Raw genomic sequence first — 16,804 nt, forward strand, 5'->3', positions numbered from 1 at the left:
TCGCAAGCAACGGAGAACAAGATGAGCCAAGCTCAAGCATCGCAGGGCGTGGTCCTGCTCGAAGGCAAGGACCTGCCAGCCCACTGCCCCAGCCCCGGCATGACCGCCTGGAATTCGCACCCGCGCGTGTTCCTGGAACTGGACGCGCACGGCGCGGCCAAATGCCCATACTGCGGTACCCAGTACCAGTTGAAACCGGGCACCGTGGTCAAGGGCCACTGAGCAGAAGTTTCAAGCCAGACACGAGAGGGCCCACAAGGCCCTCTTTTCATCTGATCCGGAGATTTGTCATGCCGCGCACCAAACTGATCCATGGCTCGCCCGATGAAATCGAGGCCGCCTACTACGACGCCCTCGCCCGCGCCGACCTGGAGGCGCTGATGGACCTGTGGGCCGATGACGAGGAAATCGTCTGCATCCACCCCGGCGCACAACGCCTGGTGGGCCACGCGGATATCCGCGCCGTGTGGGAAGACATCCTCTCCAACGGCGGCCTGCATATCCGGCCACGCCAGCTGCACGTGTCGCAGAACATGATGACCTCGGTGCACAGCGTGGTGGAAGAAATCGACCACGGCGGCGAAGGCCCGCCCGATGTGCACGTCATCGCCACCAATGTCTACCTCAAGACCGCGCTGGGCTGGCGCCTGGTGATGCACCACGCCTCGGTCGCCCCGGGCGCAGCGCCGGTGGAAGCCGTCGTCAGCGCAGCCATGCTGCACTGAGTGCGGCCGTTTTCCGTTTTCTATCCTCCACAGGCAGCATCGAACACGAGCAAGGCCGCATCATGCTTTACATCCCGCCCCGCTGGCTTCCCGGCGGTCATCTGCAGACCATCTATCCCTCGACCTTCCTGCCCAAGCCGGCCGTGCGCTACCGGCGTGAGCGCTGGGAAGCGCCGGACGGCGACTTCGTCGATATCGATTTCGTCGATGGCCAGCCGGGACGTCCGCTGCTGGTACTGTTCCACGGGCTGGAAGGCTCCTCGGACAGCCACTACAGCCGCGCCCTGATGGCCGAGGTCCAACGGCGCGGCTGGCATGGGGCGATTCCGCATTTTCGCGGGTGTTCCGGCGAGATCAACCTGGCGCCGCGTTTCTATCATTCCGGCGACACGGCGGAACTGGACTGGATCATCCGCCGCATGAAACTGCGCCAGCAGGACCTGGCGGCGACCCACCTGTATGCCAGCGGGGTCTCGCTGGGCGCCAATGCACTGCTGCGCTGGCTGGGGGAATCACAGCACCAGGCCGAGATCGTCGATGCTGCCTGCGCGGTGTCGGCGCCGCTGGACCTGGCGGGTGGCGGCGCGGCACTGGCGTCGGGTTTCAACCGGCTCTATACCTGGGTTTTCCTGCGCACCATGCGGCCCAAGTGCCTGGCCAAGCTGGACCAGTTCCCGGGCCTGTTTGATCGCGAAGCGCTGCTGTCGGCCCGCGACCTGTACGCCTTCGACAACATCGTCACCGCCCCCCTGCACGGCTACCGCAATACCGAGGATTACTGGGACCGCGCCAGCGCCAAGCACATCCTCAACGACATCAGCGTGCCCACACTGGTCCTGAATGCGCAGAATGATCCCTTCCTGCCGGCGCGCCACCTGCCCCGCTCGGCCGCGCCGGAAGTGGTGCTGGAATACCCGGAGCAAGGCGGCCATGTCGGCTTTGCCGCCGGCGGCCCGCCCGGCAACCTGGCGTGGCTGCCGCGCCGCTTGCTGCATTTCCTGGAGGGCAAGTCGGAGAGCGCCTTCCCGGCCCCTACGGAGCTGGCCCATGGATGAGATCGTGCAGCAGGCCATGGCCCGCTGGCCCAACGTGCCTCATTGCTTCGGCTGGCTGCGGCTGGATGCACGAGGCGGCTGGCGCATGCGCGACGAGCGCGCGCAACAGCTGGACTTGCCGGGCGACCTGATCCGCCACCCTGCCCTGCTGGCCTTCATCGACCGCAATTACGCCAGCGATGCGGCCGGCCGCTGGTATTTCCAGAACGGGCCGCAGCGGGTCTATGTGGATCTGGAATGGATGCCGCACATCCTGCGCACCCAGCCGGACGCACAGGGCAACCTGTCACTGGTGCTGCATACGGGGATCGCAGTCGATGTGGCGACAGCCGCCTGGATGGATGAAGCCGGTCGGCTCTATCTGCGTGCCGGTGAGCTGATTGCCGGCGTCGATGATCGCGACCTGGCGCATCTGTTGCCCTGCCTGCAGATGGACGATGCGGATGAGGATGCCCTGATGCGCTGGCTGGAAGGGGCCGACGAGGCCGCGCCCCGTTTCAAGCTGGGAGGCCAATCGCTCCCGCTGCAGCGCGTGGCTGGCAGCCAGCTGGAACAACGCTTCAGCTTCGTCAGCCGCCCGCGCCAGGACTAGGGCCGTGTGTCGCGGCTAGCCACGCTCCTTCATGTCTTTCTGTTCATCTTTCCAGCGCGCCTTCCATTCACGCTCGCGCGCGTCGATCTGCGACTGGTCGTAGAAGGTGGCATCGGGCGCCTTGCGCGCAATCCCCAACTGATCGATGGCCGCCAGCAGGCTGCCATTGAGCGCATACGATTCAGCCAGCGCCATGTGCTGCAAGGCCTGCTTGCCCTGGGCCGCGTAGACCTTGGCCAGCAACTGCTGGACCTGGGCATCGGCACGGTAGAGCTGGGCCTGGTCGCGCAGGTAGGCGACGGCCTCGTCGTAGCGCCGGGCGGCGATCAGGGCATCGGCATACTGGCGCGCGATGGTGCGTGAAATCGGGAACTGCTGGCGCAGGCGGTCGGCCAGTTGCAGCGCCTGCGGGGCCTGCTTGCGGGCGATCTTGATATCGATGTCGAGGCTGCCGAACATGATGCCGGTCTTCATCGGGATGGCAGCTTCCTGGGCTTCCTTCAAGGCGGTCTCGGCCTGGTCGAAGCGGTTCTGGCGGTAGTAGGTGTAGGCCAGCCCGTACTTGGCGGCGGCGGTCTGCAACTTGGTGTTCTGCTTGGCCTGGTCGGTGAATTTCTGCACATTGTCGCGCAGGCCCTGCACGCTGTCGTTCTGCAGCACCTGAGTGCGCGCCCGCACCAGCTGGAATTCGGGATTGTCCACACGCTGCTTGTAGCGCTGGTCGCGGATGCGGGCTTCGATGTCGGCGATACGGTCGGTGGTCAGCGGGTGCGTCATCAGGTAAGGCGGCACGGCATCGGTGTAGTTGCGCGAGGCCGCCTGCAGACGACCGAAGAAGGTGACCATGCCGGAAGGATCGAAGCCGCCATCACGCATGATCTGCAGGCCGATGCGGTCGGCCTCGCGCTCGGCGTCGCGGCTGAAGTTGAGCTGGCGCTGCACGGCCAGGCCGGTACCGCCCATCATGGTGGCCATCGCCGCATCGCCCCCGGCCTTGGACACTCCGGCCAATGCGCCCAGCACGATGGCGGCCAGCTGGATCATCGAGTTCTGCTTCTGCTGGCCCAGCATGCGGGCAATATGGCGCTGCGCCACGTGACCGATTTCGTGCGACATCACGCCGGCCAGTTCGGACTCCGATTGCGCGGCCAGCACCAGCCCGCTATTGACACCGATGAAGCCGCCCGGCAGCGCGAAGGCGTTCAGCATGGGATCGCGCACCATGAAGAACTGGAAATCGAAACCGGCTTCGCCCCTCACCTCGGGGTGGATGGAGACCAAGTTCTGGCCGAAGTTATTGAGGTATTCCGAAATCGGGCCGTCGTCGACATAGTCGCGGTCGGTCCGGATGTCACGCATGATTTCCTCACCCAGCTTGCGCTCCATCAGCGGCGAAAGACCTTCGCGTTCGGTATCGCCCAGCGTGGGCAATCCCTGGGCCACGCCCGGATGGGGTAGCAGGGTCAAGGGCGCCGCCGGCAGCAGCAGCAAGGCCGCACTCAGATAGCGGGCCAGCAGCCGGCGCGCGGGGAGACGGAAACGGCGGGACACATCGGAAACGGTGGGTGGCATGGACGACATCGGTAACGGTCAGGGCTGGCGTGGAAGTCGGAGCAGCGCGGGCTGCGGGCTGGCTGCTATGATACCCGCTCCTTTCCCTCCATTTCACCTAGAGCGAATCAGCATGAACACATCCGGCGAACACGCGCCCAACGGCGGCCTCACTCACTTCGACCAGGGCGGACAGGCGCACATGGTCGATGTCGGCGGCAAGCACGAGACCCACCGGGTGGCCCTGGCCACTGGCGTGATCCGCATGCAGCCAGCCACGCTACCTGATCCCCCTTTGCCATCCACTGGCACTGACGCATGTCTCGGTGGAGTTCGAGACCGACGCCGGCAGCGCTTCCGTGCGTTGCACCGCACGTGTGGAAACCTTCGGCAAGACCGGTGTGGAAATGGAGGCATTGACCGCCGTGCAGGTGGGTCTGCTGACGGTCTACGACATGTGCAAGGCAGTCGACAAGACCATGGTCATGACTGACATCTGCGTGACCGAGAAGCGCGGCGGCAAGAGCGATATCACGATGGCGCGGCCCTGAAGCGCCACGGCTCCCTGAAATGAAAAACGCGCCTGACGGCGTAATGCCGTTCAGTTAAGAAAAAATCGCCGCGCCAGATGACTTTGGCGCGGCGATTTTGCTTGGTTCTCTTCAAGCCATTTGAAACCGTTCGGACTGAGTAGGCCCTTTAGGGCCGTATCGAAGGCGCTGCTCAGCTTGTGGCGGGCCTTCGATACGCGGCTACGCCGCTACTCAGGACGAACGGTCAGCGGTGGCGCAAGCAAAGTCTGAGCAGGTTTTCGGGCTGGTAACAAGCTTAACTGAACGGCATTACGCCTGACGGCGCGTTTTTTTCTTGGCATGTCAGACCAGGCAGCGGATCAACCGCGGCAGTTGGCCGGTGCGTACTTGGCCGGCAGGGAGCCGGCGGCAAAGCCGGTGTTGGCAGTGGCACCTTCCGGCGTGGCGGCCTGCTTCACATCCTTGGCGGCGCACTGCCACTGGATGGTGCCGGAGCTGATGGTCGGGGTCAGCGTGAGCGTACCGCCCTCACCCACGCGTGCGCTGTAGGTGATGGTGATGACGCCGCCCACGCCGCGCTTTTCCATCGGCGAGACGTCGATCTTGCTCACGTTGTCGGTGGGCGTGAAGGTCGGCAGGCCCAGTTGCGCCACGGTGAAGACGCCGTTGTTGGAGCTGATCTGTTCGGTCACGGCCAGCTTGTACGGCTCGGCCAGGTTGAAGCCTTCGGCCACGCGCGCGCGGGCGATGTAGTCCTGGTATTGCGAAGCGCCCAGCATGGCGAGAATGCCGATGATGGCCAGCGTGACCATCAGTTCAAGCAGGGTAAAGCCGCGTTGAGCGCGACGGGAGACGACTGGTTTCATGGATTCCTCGTGAAGGTGATAAGGGCGCTTCCAGTATCGGCAGCGTTGGCTAGGCCGACTAGCGAATAAATTGCGAAACTAACAGTTTTGAAGCGGACCGGCGCTGACCTGCGTCAATCGCCAACCGGTCCATCCCGGGGCCAGATGGGCCTACGCCTGCTTCCTGCGCTTGAGCGTGAGACCGGTCAGCACCACTCCGATGGCGCCCACCAGGCCGGGCAGGCTCAAATGCACGGCGGCGCCGGGCAAGACGAATTCGGTATCGGCGATGAAATCCCGCAGCCAGGACTGCACGGCGCTGTCGCTGAAGATCATGCCACCGGCGATGTAGCCCAGGAGAGCCGCGCCCAGGGTGACGATCACCGGGAATTTTTCCATCAGCTTCAATACCAGCGTGCTGCCCCAGACGATGATGGGAATGCTGACCACGATGCCGAACACCACCAGCAGCAACTGGTGCTCGCCGGCCGCCTGTTCGGCAGCACTGGCGATGGCGATCACGTTGTCCACGCTCATCACCAGGTCGGCCACGATCACGGTCTTGACAGCGCCCCACAGGCGGTCACTGCCGTTGACGTCGGTGTGTTCGTCATCCTCGTTGAGCAGCTTGATGCCGATCCACAGTAACAGGACGCCGCCCAGCAGCTTCAGGAAGGGCAGTTGCAACATGGTGACGGCAAAGGCGATCAGGGCGATGCGGATGCCAATCGCACCCACGGTACCCCAGACAATGCCCTTCATACGCAGATTGTCCGGCAGATTGCGGCAGGCCAGCGCGATTACGATGGCATTGTCGCCACCGAGCAGGATGTCGATCAGGATGATCTGCGCGACCGCGACCCAGTTCAGGTTGGCCAGGAATTCCATGCTTGTCCTTTGCGAAAACGTGTCCGCCAGAGAAAGCGGCGTATGGCAGGATGACCACGGTCACCGAGCTTAGTGCCGTCACAGCCTTCTGTGCTAGCTCTGGTCGATGCGCGCCCGTCCTCACGACAGACTTCGCGCCTTCCATAAAACGACATGGGGAGCCGGAGCTCCCCATGCTGGTATTGCGTGTACTACAGGTCTGGCTGAGCTTGCCTTTCGCCCGCCTCCGAGGAGACCGGCGAAAAACGGCCGGCAATCTTACAGCACCGACTTCAGCAGGCGACCCATTTCCGACGGGTTGCGGGTGACCTTGATGCCGCACTCTTCCATGATGGCCAGCTTGGCTTCAGCGGTATCAGCACCACCGGAGATCAGGGCACCTGCGTGGCCCATGCGCTTGCCCGGGGGCGCGGTCACGCCGGCGATGAAGCCGACCACCGGCTTCTTCATGTTGTCCTTGATCCAGCGCGCAGCGTTGGCTTCGTCAGGACCACCGATTTCACCGATCATGATGACGGCGTCGGTGTCCGGATCGTCGTTGAAGGCCTTCATGACGTCGATGTGCTTCAGACCGTTGATCGGGTCGCCACCGATACCGACGGCGGAGGACTGGCCCAGGCCCAGGGCGGTCAGCTGACCCACGGCTTCATAGGTCAGGGTGCCGGAGCGGGAAACCACACCGATACGACCCTTCTTGTGGATGTGACCCGGCATGATGCCGATCTTGATTTCGTCCGGGGTGATCAGGCCGGGGCAGTTCGGGCCCAGCAGCAGGGTCTTGGAACCGGCCTTGGCCATGCGGTCCTTCAGGGCCAGCATGTCACGCACGGGGATGCCTTCGGTGATGCAGATGGCCAGGTCCAGGTCGGCTTCGACAGCTTCCCAGATGGCGGCAGCAGCGCCGGCGGGCGGCACGTAGATCACCGACACGGTGGCGCCGGTGGCGTTCTTGGCTTCGGTGACGTTGGCATAGATGGGGATGCCTTCGAAGTCTTCACCAGCCTTCTTCGGGTTCACGCCGGCGACGAAGGCATTCTTGCCATTCGCGTAGTCGCGGCACATGCGGGTGTGGAACTGACCGGTCTTGCCGGTGATACCTTGGGTGATGACCTTGGTGTCTTTGTTGATGAGGATCGACATTTCTCTTCCTTGACTGTGATGCCTGCGCCGCTGGCGGCGCCCGGTGCTGCAATTGCTCGCAGCCGGCGGCTCGCGCCGCGCAGGCTTTCGTGTTGGGTTACTTACTTGGCAGCTGCCACGACCTTTTGTGCGGCTTCTTCCATGGAGTCGGCCGAGATGATCGGCAGACCGGAATCGGCCAACAGCTTCTTGCCCAGGTCTTCGTTGGTGCCCTTCATGCGGACCACCAGAGGCACCTTCAGCGAGACAGCCTTGGAAGCAGCGATGACGCCTTCGGCGATCACGTCACAGCGCATGATGCCGCCGAAGATGTTGACCAGGATGGCCTTCAGTTCGGGGTTCTTCAGCATGATCTTGAAGGCTTCGGTGACCTTCTCGGTGGTGGCACCGCCGCCCACGTCCAGGAAGTTGGCCGGCTCGCCGCCGAACAGCTTGATGGTGTCCATGGTGGCCATGGCCAGGCCGGCGCCGTTGACCAGGCAACCGATGTTGCCGTCCAGGGAGATGTAGGCCAGGTCGAACTTGGAGGCTTCGACTTCAGCCGGATCTTCTTCGTCCAGATCGCGGTAGGCGACGATTTCCGGGTGACGGTACAGGGCGTTGGAGTCGAAGTTGAACTTGGCGTCCAGAGCGATGACCTTGCCGTCGCCGGTCAGGATCAGGGGGTTGATTTCAGCCAGGGAAGCGTCGGTTTCCCAGTAAGCCTTGTACAGGCCTTGCAGGTTCTTGCGGGCTTCCAGGATGGAAGCGGCCGGCACGCCGATCTTGGCGGCCACGTCGTCGGCTTGCGCGTCGGTCAGGCCATCGATCGGGTCGATGATGACGTTGTGGATCTTTTCCGGGTTGCTGTGGGCAACTTCTTCGATGTCCATGCCACCTTCGCTGGAGGCCATCAGCACGACCTTTTGCGAAACGCGGTCGGTCACCAGGGAAACGTACAGTTCCTTCTTGATGTCGGCGCCTTCTTCGATCAGCAGGCGACGCACCTTCTGGCCTTCAGGACCGGTCTGGTGGGTGATCAGTTGCATGCCCATGATCTGGTTGGCGTATTCCTTGACCTGTTCGATCGACTTGGCCACCTTCACGCCGCCGCCCTTGCCGCGACCGCCTGCATGGATCTGGGCCTTGACGACCCACACCGGGCCGCCCAGCTTCTGGGCTGCCGCTTCGACTTCGTCGACCGACATGCAAGGAATGCCGCGCGGCACGGTTACGCCGAACTGGCGCAGGATTTCTTTACCCTGATACTCATGGATTTTCATGGGAGCTTCCCTTTAGACACTGAATGAATAAAACTTGCCGGATTGAAATTCGGTAGCCGGCAGCATGCCGGCCGACGAGAAAGCAGACAGCAACCCGCAGGCGGGTGTCACATCCGGAGACGGACGGAGACGGGCGCAGGCGTGAGCTGCGCGGGTTGCTAGTGAATTCGTAGAATTGGGCATGTGCATGCCGTCTGCTTTAGTTGGTCTGATATTCGAAACGCGCCAGCTTGCGCCGAAGCGTCCGCATTATCCATTCCTGCTGCTACATGGGCCTTGCATCGTTGCGCCGTTTTGACAAACCGGCAACACGCGATATCTCCTCAGGCTTGCGCGCCGCAGCAAAAACTTCCGAATTCTAGCACAGGCCAGCCGGGCTGTTAGCCGGTAGCGCTAACAGCGGCCCGAAAGGGATAGCTTTTCCATATGGCAGGACAGCTGGGCGGTATTTCGAGTCCTCGGCAAGAAGTCGGCCGGGCAAGGAAAAATGCAAACGCAGTGGAGAGTCCCTGGCCGGCAATACCCGGGATCCGAGGGGCCACCGGATGTGAGCGCATGGCTCCCTGGCCTGCGGCTGAGCGCATCAAGAAAGGGGATCACCCTTGCTCACGACGGTTCCTCCTCGTCGCTCCAAGCGGTCTGCAAGGCTTCGCGGATACTGCGGTGGGAAAAACCGCGCTGCTGCAGGAAGCGCATCTGCTTGGCCCGAGTTTCAGCATCGGCCGGCGGCGCACTGAATTTGCGGCGCAAGACCTGCGCGGCGCGCTCGCCCTCTCCTGCTGCCAGGTCGGCCTTCAACTCGGCGATGGCTTCCCCTTCAATGCCGTGTCCATGCAACTCGGAAAAGATGCGCTGGTTGCCATAACGGGCCGAGCGGCGATGCACCAGCGATTCGGAAAATCGTTCTTGGGAAAGGAAACGGGACTGCTCCAGCCACTGCAGGAGCGCGTCGATGTCATCACCCTCTTGCGCGTAAGGGGCAAGCTTACGCGCAAGTTCCAGGCGACTATGCTCACGTGAAGAGAGATATTTGAGCGCCCGTGCTTTCAGGCTGATCGGCGGTCTGGGCATGACGTTCGACTACACGGGCGATGTGACGGTGAAGAACACGAAGAAAAAACGATGGAACCGTATTGTATTGAAACGAGGCAGCAACAGAACGATGCGGCCGGTACTTCAGCTCCACTCCCGGCCGGACCGGCGCCGGGGGCGAAGCGGGACAGGCACCACCGTGACCTCAAGGCTCAGGCAAACCCTGCCGCCATGGTGGTACGTGAAGACCTTGGGATCAGGAGGCTGGTGCCTCGGCGGTGCCACCTGCCAGTTCAGGCACGCCCAGTGCGACGCGGACCTTGTTCTCGATCTCGCGCGACAGTTCCGGGTGTTCCTTCAGGTAGTTACGGGCGTTGTCCTTGCCCTGGCCGATGCGCTCGCCGTTGTAGCTGTACCAGGCGCCGGACTTCTCCACGACCTTGTGCTCGGAGCCCAGATCCAGGATTTCGCCTTCGCGGGAAGTGCCTTCGCCATACAGGATGTCGAAGTGAGCTTCGCGGAACGGAGGTGCAACCTTGTTCTTGACGACCTTGACCTTGGTTTCGCTGCCGATGACTTCGTCACCGGACTTGATGGAGCCGGTACGACGGATGTCCAGGCGCACCGAGGCGTAGAACTTCAGCGCATTGCCACCGGTGGTGGTTTCGGGATTACCGAACATGACGCCGATCTTCATGCGGATCTGGTTGATGAAGATGACAGTAGTATTGGTGCGGTTGATGCTGCCGGTCAGCTTGCGCAGGGCTTGCGACATCAGACGGGCCTGCAGGCCGGGCAAGGAGTCGCCCATGTCGCCTTCGATTTCGGCCTTGGGCGTCAGCGCTGCCACGGAGTCCACCACGATCAGGTCGACCGCACCGGAGCGCACCAGGGCGTCGGTGATTTCCAGGGCCTGTTCGCCGGTGTCCGGCTGCGAGATCAGCAGGTCGTTCAGGTTCACGCCCAGCTTTTGCGCATAGGTGACGTCCAGGGCGTGCTCGGCGTCGATGAAGGCGCAGGTGCCGCCCAGCTTCTGCATCTCGGCGATCGATTGCAGGGTCAGGGTGGTCTTGCCGGAGGACTCCGGACCGTAGATCTCGATGACGCGGCCACGTGGCAGGCCACCGATGCCCAGCGCGATGTCCAGGCCCAGGGAACCGGTGGAGACGGCCTGGATTTCCTCGGCGACGACGCCGTCTTCCATGCGCATCACCGAGCCCTTGCCAAACTGCTTTTCAATCTGTGCCAACGCGGCGGCCAGCGCCTTGCTCTTCTCAGAGTTGTTCGCAGCTTTTTTGTCGTCCATAAATCTCTCTCGGCAAAATGTCGTGAAGAAGGGGTTCAGGGGGGGGGGAGTCTTGCGGTCTTGCTGATGTTGCCCGGAGGCAGAGGATGATGACCGCCCCGATAGAGCGATACTGTATAAAAAAACAGTGCTTCGTGCAAGCGTTTTTGTGTGCATCAGACACAAACGCTATCAGGCAACGATAATCGGCGGCCGAAAACCACAATTATAAGAGAGCTGACCCTTGAGGAAGTCCAAATTCAAAGAGGAATGATGCATGGAAGGAAAAAAAACGGCACACTCGCGAGTTGGTAGGAATAATTCGTCAGCTATGCGTCAATGAACGCGTACAGCAAGTCATCTCGCCAGTTATTGCATCGCAGCAACATCAGCTCATCCGGTGTCGCCTGCCGCAATCAAGACCGATAGATCGTTAGACAGACAGTTCTCATGAGTTTAGTGCCCTTCAGCCATATCAGCGCCCTGCGCTGCCTGGTCATCGACGACATGCCGACGATGCGCCAGAACATCCGCATGCACCTCGGGCAGCTCGGGGTGACCAAGGTGGACCAGGCCGCCACGCCGGATGAGGCTATCCGTTTCGTGCAGTCTGGCACGTATGACCTGATCATCTGCGACTACAACCTGAACAAGGAAAGCAACGGCCAGCAACTGCTGGAGTTCTTCCGCACCCAGAACATGCTCTCGCCGACCTGCATGTTCATCATGGTCACCGCCGAGAGCGGCTACAACCTTGTGGCCAGCGCCGCCGAGTTCCAGCCGGACGCCTACATGCTCAAGCCGCTGACGGCCAGCCGCATCGCCGAGCGCGTGGACCGCCTGCTGGAAAAGCAGCACGCCATGCTGCCGGTGACCGAGAAGATGAAGCGCAAGGACATCTCCGGTGCCATCCTGGAATGCGACAACGTCCTCAAGGCAGCGCCCAAGTGGATCGTGGAAATCATGAAGACCAAGGGCACGCTGCTCATCGAGCAGCGCCGCATCGACGAAGCCCGCGAAGTCTACAAGCAGGCACTGGCCATGCGCGACGACCTGGTGTGGGCCAAGATCGGCCTGGCGCGCTGCAACATCGTGGCTGGCCAGATGGACGACGCCCGCATCATCGTGGAAGAGGTGCTGGCGCAGAACAAGCAGTTCATCGCCGCCTACGACCTGCTGGCGCAGATCGACGAAGCACAGGGCAACCAGGAAGGTGCACTGGAAGCGCTCACCAAGTCGTCCGAAATCATCCCTTCGGCGCGCCGCAGTCGCCTGGTGGGTGATGTGGCCTATCGCAGCGGCCACCTGGACCAGGCACGCGAAGCCTATGACAGGGTACTCAAGCACACCAAGGGTTCTCTGACGGCACAGCCCACCGACCTGCTGTCGCTGGCGCAGGTGCACGTCGACAGTGGCGACCCCGACGCCGCGCTGCGCCTGCTGGAAGCCGCCCCGCGCCGCTACGAGGAATCCAGCATCTTCGTCTCGGCGCAGGCCGCTGTCCAGGCGCAGGCCTACGTGCAGCTGGGCGACTCGATCTCGGCCCAGCAGGCGTTCGAGACCGCACGCCAGGCTGCCGCCAAGGAGTCCTCCGACACCACCACGCTGGCGCTGGCCAAGGCCGCCTTCTCGATGGGCAAGGACGAGGAAGGCGCCAAGCTGATCGCCGAGGCCATCAAGTCCGATCACGAAAACACAACCCTCCAGATGCTGGCACGCAAGGTGCTTGCCGATACTGGCCGGGCCGGTCTGGCCGAAGAGCTGATCGACGGTGCCGTCAAGCATTGCATGAGCATCATCGCCGAAGCCAACGCCCTCATGCGCAGCGCCAAGCCGGACGAATCGCTGGCCAAGCTGGAAGAGGCGCTGGCCAGCATGCCCGAGAATACCGGCGTGCTGCTGGCCTCGGCGCAGCTGCATCTGCTGTGGATGAGCCAGCGCGGCTGGAACGAAGAATACGTCAAGCGCGTGCGCCGTTACCTGGCCACGCTGGATCGCCTTATCCCGGGCAACGATAGAGTCGCGAAGATGCACAAGTTCCTGCGCGATACCCTGAGCAAAGTAGCCCCGAAGAGCTGACCATGGACCCCAAGCTTGCCGCGATCATCATTCACGACATCAAAAACTCCCTGGGCGTGCTGGAGGGGGAATTGCGCCGCCTGTCCGACGACGTGCCACGCGCCCAGCAAGCCCATGTCACCTGCCTGGCCTTGCAGGAAAAGCTGATCGCCTTCCTGACGCTGTACAAGGCCGATTCGCAAGGCCTGCGCGCGCAGGTCGAGGCGGTCTCGCCACTGGATTTCCTGGAGGCACTGGCGCGCGAGCAGGCGGTCAGCCGCAGCAGCGAGATCGCCCTGACCGTGGACGAGAGCGATATGCCGGTCATCGGTTTCTTCGACGAACACCTGGTGGCCCTGGCGCTGGAAGCAGCCCTGCAGAATGCCGGGCGTTTTGCCCGCACCCGCATTGTGCTCGGCTGTCGCAAGCATCCGGAAGGCGGAGTGATCTTCACGGTACGCGACGACGGCCCCGGCATCGGCACCCAGGAAAAGAAGCCCTCGACCGGCCTGGGCATGGACCTGTGCAATGCGATTGCCACCGCCCACAACAAGGAGACGCGCCACGGGGAGGCGCGCCTGTCCAATCATCCGGACGGCGGCGCGCTGTTCGAGCTGTGCCTGCCCTGAAACGGGTCGGCAAGGGCGCGATCGACTGATCGACCCATGGCGCCAGCGTCACATACGCAAAGCGCATATCCAAGTGTGAAAATAGTCGTTCTGTCACCCGGGCTTCGTGCTTAGAGTGCTGGTTTGTCGCGCCGCTACGCGGGTATGGCCCCATCCGGGTCGTTCACAGGCGGCGTCGCCCTTCCCTATCTCACGAGAACGAATCCATGCGACGAAGACATTTTCTCGGCCTGGCACCGGCCGCGCTCGGCCTGGGTGCGCTGCTGCAGCCGAATGCTCAGGCCCAGAACGATAACAAGACCATCCGCATCGGCTACCAGAAGTCATCCACCCTGCTGACCATCATCAAGGCCAATGGCACACTGGAAAAGCGTCTCGGACCGTCCGGCGCGAAGATCAGCTGGCACGAGTTCACCAGTGGCCTGCCGCTGCTGGAAGCGCTCAATGTCGGCGGTATCGACCTCAGTGCGGACGTTGCCGATACGGTTCCCGTATTCGCCCAGGCGGCCGGGGCCAAGCTGGCCTATGTGGCACAGGAGTCACCCTCGCCATCGGCCCAGGCCATCGTCGTGCGTGCCGATTCGCCGCTGCGCCAGGTGAGCGAACTCAAGGGCAAGAAGATTGCGGTGACCAAGGCTGCCGGCGTGCACTATCTGCTGATCGCCAGCCTGGAAAAGGCGGGCCTGAAATTCAGCGATGTCGATGCCGCCTATCTGTCGCCAGCCGATGGGCGCGCTGCATTCGAACGTGGCAGCGTCGATGCCTGGGTGACCTGGGATCCCTTCCTGGCGGGTGTGCAGCGGCAGTCGCAGGTGCGCATTCTGGCCGATGGGCGCGGCGTGGCAGACTATCAGCGTTACTACCTGGCCTCCGCCAGCTTTGCCCAGGCGCGTCCGGATGTCCTCCAGGTAGTGTTCGATGAATTGAAGAAGGCAGGGATACAAGCCAAGCAACAGCCCGACCAGACGGCTGCCTTCCTGGCGCCGCTCTGGGGGCTTGATGCACAGACCATCGCCCTGGCCAACAGCCGGCGCAGCTATGAGGTGCGCGCCGTCAGGCTGGATGCATTGGGCGAACAGCAACGTATCGCCGATACCTTCTTCGCCGCCGGCCTGCTACCCAGAAAGGTCAATACCAGCGATGTCGCGATCTGGACACCGGGGCAAGGCTGACCATGGACGGCCTGGATCGCATCACCCTTCTGCTGCTGGCTTTTCTGGTTGTGGTGGCGCTGCTGTTTCCGCTTTCGGAAGGACGTGCCCGCCGGCGCGAAAAGCACAGGCAAGATAGCCGGGATGAATGAAACGAGCGCCGCTGATGCGGTGCTTTTTTTTGCAGAAGGCAAGGATGGGATGTCGGTACGAAACAGCGCAAGACGGGAAACAGCGTCTTTGCGGAACACTTCCTGAAAAACGACTGGCGTGGAATGCACAAAAAAAAACCGCCGGCAAAAGCCGGCGGTAAAACGGACTGGCGACGCTCATCCACTAACCGCCGCCTTCCGCGCCAAACTGATACTTCAAACTGATACTTGCTACATGAACTTCATGGACCGTCGTGATGCGATCACGCCGACACCGGGTCCAGTTGCTGGATACCTGCCAGCACCCAGCCACCCTGGCCGGCAGCCGGCTTGGACAGGTTCCAGATTTCGGCGAACTGGGCAGGCGAAGCAGTCGGATCTTCCTTGATGAAACCGAAGAACTTGACGCTGGCCAGGTAATCATTGCCCACGGTCTCCACGCCAAGCACTTCAGCATCCAGAGAGACCACATCGGTCTGGTTGGAAGCAGCGCCGCGTTCCTGGATCTGCAGACGCAGCTCGGCGAACATTTCGGGCGTGGTGAATTCACGGATGTCGTTGATGTCGGCCTTGTCCCATGCCGCTTGCAGGCGGATGAAATAGGTCTTGGCATTGCGCACGAAGCCCACCGTGTCGAAGCCCGCCGGGACGCCGTAGGCCGGGACCGCTTCGGCATTGCCGAAACCGCCACCGAAACCACCTTGCGGTGCAGCTGCAGGCGCTTCGCCGGTCTTCAACATCGAGCCGATCTGGGGCGTGGCCGAGGCATTGTCAGAGGCTTGCGGCGCCGCGCCAGCCCAGGCCGGCGTCGGCTGCGAAGCTTCCTGCTTGCGACGGAACAGACGGATCACGAACATGATCGCCAGGGCGATCAGGGCCACGGTCAGGATGGTGCTGATCATGCTGGCCAGGGCGCCACCCAGGCCGAAGTGCGACAGCAGTGCGCCCAGGCCCAGGCCCAGCAGCGCGCCACCCAGCAGGCCCTTCCACATGCTCGGCTTGGCTGCGGCAGCAGCCGGTGCGGCGGCAGGGGCGGCCGGCTTGGCGGCAGCGGCCTGGTTCTGTTGCATCGGGGCAGGACTCTGCGCCTGACGGCTGGCGCCGGAGGACTGTTTGCCGATCGAGCCGCCACCACCAAGACGCTTGGCTTCAACGGTCGAAATGCCAACAGACAGCGTCATCACCGCCACTATCAGCGCGACAAATGCTTTTTTCATGCTTTCTCCTAGAGGATTCTGATGATGTGATGCGGTCACATCGGCCGTAATTCGTAAAACTGGTGAGGTACCCTGGCTGGTTCAGCGCCGGCGCAGGCAGGCGGGCGCAGGTCGCGAACGCGCATGTCACTGCAGTCGCAGCACGCGTGGCCTCAGGGGTTCAAGGGCAATTCCGCGGGCGCGGCAGGACAGTCGCGCTAGGCGACGGGATCAGGCCCGGGGAGGACGTCCTGCGCGGGGCAGGAAGGGAGGTTGCATGGCGGCATCGCTACGCAGAGCGGGCGCCAGACGGGAAGTTTGCGGCACGACGGCCAGCGACTGGATCAGCACGGGTTCGTCGCCGATGCCCGCGTGCGTGGAAAAATCTTCACCGCTGTCGGCATAACCGGCACCGTCATCGTCATTGACGGCGGCGTCGGCCACCACGGCGTGCGACTGGTCGTCGGTAGCGGCATGGTCAGCCAGGGAAACGGTCTTGGCAGCAAGATGCTGCACCGCCACGGTGGCGTGGGTCGGAACCGGGACGGAGAAATCGGTTGCGGCCATCGAGCTGGCGTACGTCAGCACCGCTGCAAAAACTTGCACCGGTAACAGACAGATCAGCAGAAGCACCCACAAACGTTTCATCAGATTTTCCAGCAAATGATGCGAGAAATTATATCAACAAAAATTGCGCTGGCAGCAAGTAA

General features: G+C 62.6%; 17 protein-coding genes and 1 pseudogene. 9 read left to right on the forward strand and 9 right to left on the reverse strand.

Going from position 1 to position 16,804, the window contains the following annotated elements; genetic code table 11:
• Positions 1-21 precede the first annotated feature (21 nt).
• From BTM36_RS18370 to BTM36_RS18385, 4 genes are all read left to right on the forward strand, one after another.
• Complete coding sequence (locus BTM36_RS18370) at positions 22-222, forward strand: zinc-finger domain-containing protein (protein WP_006461741.1); 201 nt, start codon at positions 22-24, stop codon at positions 220-222.
• 68 nt (positions 223-290) lie between these two features.
• Positions 291-725: a nuclear transport factor 2 family protein gene (locus BTM36_RS18375; RefSeq protein ID WP_077237408.1), complete on the forward strand. Its 435-nt coding sequence runs from the start codon at positions 291-293 to the stop codon at positions 723-725.
• A gap of 62 nt (positions 726-787) precedes the next feature.
• On the forward strand, positions 788-1,780 hold the full coding sequence (locus BTM36_RS18380; RefSeq protein WP_077237409.1) for a YheT family hydrolase: 993 nt from the start codon (positions 788-790) through the stop codon (positions 1,778-1,780).
• The gene (locus BTM36_RS18385; RefSeq protein WP_077237410.1) at positions 1,773-2,372 is read left to right on the forward strand and encodes a DUF2946 family protein; all 600 of its coding nucleotides are present in this window, start codon (positions 1,773-1,775) and stop codon (positions 2,370-2,372) included. The genes BTM36_RS18380 and BTM36_RS18385 overlap by 8 nt, the downstream gene beginning before the upstream one ends.
• 15 nt (positions 2,373-2,387) lie before the next feature.
• Here the strand turns inward: BTM36_RS18385 and BTM36_RS18390 are convergent, their stop codons facing one another.
• Positions 2,388-3,944: a M48 family metalloprotease gene (locus tag BTM36_RS18390; RefSeq protein ID WP_077237474.1), complete on the reverse strand. Its 1,557-nt coding sequence runs from the start codon at positions 3,942-3,944 to the stop codon at positions 2,388-2,390.
• 112 nt (positions 3,945-4,056) lie between these two features.
• Here BTM36_RS18390 and BTM36_RS18395 point away from each other — a divergent pair.
• Positions 4,057-4,474: pseudogene (locus BTM36_RS18395) on the forward strand (cyclic pyranopterin monophosphate synthase MoaC).
• 341 nt (positions 4,475-4,815) lie between these two features.
• Here the strand turns inward: BTM36_RS18395 and BTM36_RS18400 are convergent.
• The 6 genes from BTM36_RS18400 to recA all read right to left on the reverse strand — a co-directional run bounded on the left by BTM36_RS18400 (position 4,816) and on the right by recA (position 10,929).
• Positions 4,816-5,322, reverse strand: a complete 507-nt coding sequence (locus BTM36_RS18400; protein ID WP_006461747.1) for a pilin — start codon at positions 5,320-5,322, stop codon at positions 4,816-4,818.
• Between the two features lie 150 nt (positions 5,323-5,472).
• Positions 5,473-6,189 carry a TerC family protein gene (locus tag BTM36_RS18405; protein WP_006461748.1) on the reverse strand — a complete coding sequence of 239 codons (717 nt, stop codon included), beginning with the start codon at positions 6,187-6,189 and terminating at the stop codon, positions 5,473-5,475.
• 258 nt (positions 6,190-6,447) lie between these two features.
• Positions 6,448-7,329, reverse strand: a complete 882-nt coding sequence (gene sucD, locus BTM36_RS18410; RefSeq protein ID WP_006461749.1) for a succinate--CoA ligase subunit alpha — start codon at positions 7,327-7,329, stop codon at positions 6,448-6,450.
• Positions 7,330-7,430: 101 nt separating this feature from the next.
• The gene (gene sucC / locus BTM36_RS18415; protein ID WP_077237411.1) at positions 7,431-8,591 is read right to left on the reverse strand and encodes an ADP-forming succinate--CoA ligase subunit beta; all 1,161 of its coding nucleotides are present in this window, start codon (positions 8,589-8,591) and stop codon (positions 7,431-7,433) included.
• Positions 8,592-9,197: 606 nt separating this feature from the next.
• The gene (gene recX / locus BTM36_RS18420; protein ID WP_077237412.1) at positions 9,198-9,662 is read right to left on the reverse strand and encodes a recombination regulator RecX; all 465 of its coding nucleotides are present in this window, start codon (positions 9,660-9,662) and stop codon (positions 9,198-9,200) included.
• 217 nt (positions 9,663-9,879) lie between these two features.
• Positions 9,880-10,929 carry a recombinase RecA gene (recA, locus tag BTM36_RS18425; protein WP_006461752.1) on the reverse strand — a complete coding sequence of 350 codons (1,050 nt, stop codon included), beginning with the start codon at positions 10,927-10,929 and terminating at the stop codon, positions 9,880-9,882.
• Between the two features lie 429 nt (positions 10,930-11,358).
• Here recA and BTM36_RS18430 point away from each other — a divergent pair, with 429 nt between their 5' ends.
• The 4 genes from BTM36_RS18430 to BTM36_RS29280 all read left to right on the forward strand — a co-directional run bounded on the left by BTM36_RS18430 (position 11,359) and on the right by BTM36_RS29280 (position 14,898).
• The gene (locus tag BTM36_RS18430) at positions 11,359-12,987 is read left to right on the forward strand and encodes a tetratricopeptide repeat-containing response regulator (protein ID WP_077237413.1); all 1,629 of its coding nucleotides are present in this window, start codon (positions 11,359-11,361) and stop codon (positions 12,985-12,987) included.
• A gap of 2 nt (positions 12,988-12,989) precedes the next feature.
• A complete protein-coding gene (locus BTM36_RS18435) occupies positions 12,990-13,595 on the forward strand; it encodes a sensor histidine kinase KdpD (RefSeq protein WP_006461754.1) in 606 nt (201 codons plus the stop codon).
• A gap of 206 nt (positions 13,596-13,801) precedes the next feature.
• Positions 13,802-14,767, forward strand: a complete 966-nt coding sequence (locus BTM36_RS18440; protein WP_077237414.1) for an aliphatic sulfonate ABC transporter substrate-binding protein — start codon at positions 13,802-13,804, stop codon at positions 14,765-14,767.
• A gap of 2 nt (positions 14,768-14,769) precedes the next feature.
• Positions 14,770-14,898 carry a hypothetical protein gene (locus BTM36_RS29280; RefSeq protein ID WP_256385248.1) on the forward strand — a complete coding sequence of 43 codons (129 nt, stop codon included), beginning with the start codon at positions 14,770-14,772 and terminating at the stop codon, positions 14,896-14,898.
• 263 nt (positions 14,899-15,161) lie between these two features.
• Here the strand turns inward: BTM36_RS29280 and BTM36_RS18445 are convergent, their stop codons facing one another.
• Positions 15,162-16,115, reverse strand: a complete 954-nt coding sequence (locus tag BTM36_RS18445) for a Tim44 domain-containing protein (RefSeq protein ID WP_006461756.1) — start codon at positions 16,113-16,115, stop codon at positions 15,162-15,164.
• 210 nt (positions 16,116-16,325) lie between these two features.
• Positions 16,326-16,742, reverse strand: coding sequence for a hypothetical protein (locus BTM36_RS18450; RefSeq protein ID WP_077237415.1), 417 nt, complete (start codon positions 16,740-16,742; stop codon positions 16,326-16,328).
• Positions 16,743-16,804: the final 62 nt, after the last annotated feature.

It is taken from the genome of Herbaspirillum sp. VT-16-41, from assembly GCF_001994935.1.
GTDB classification, from domain to species: Bacteria; Pseudomonadota; Gammaproteobacteria; order Burkholderiales; family Burkholderiaceae_D; genus Herbaspirillum; species Herbaspirillum frisingense.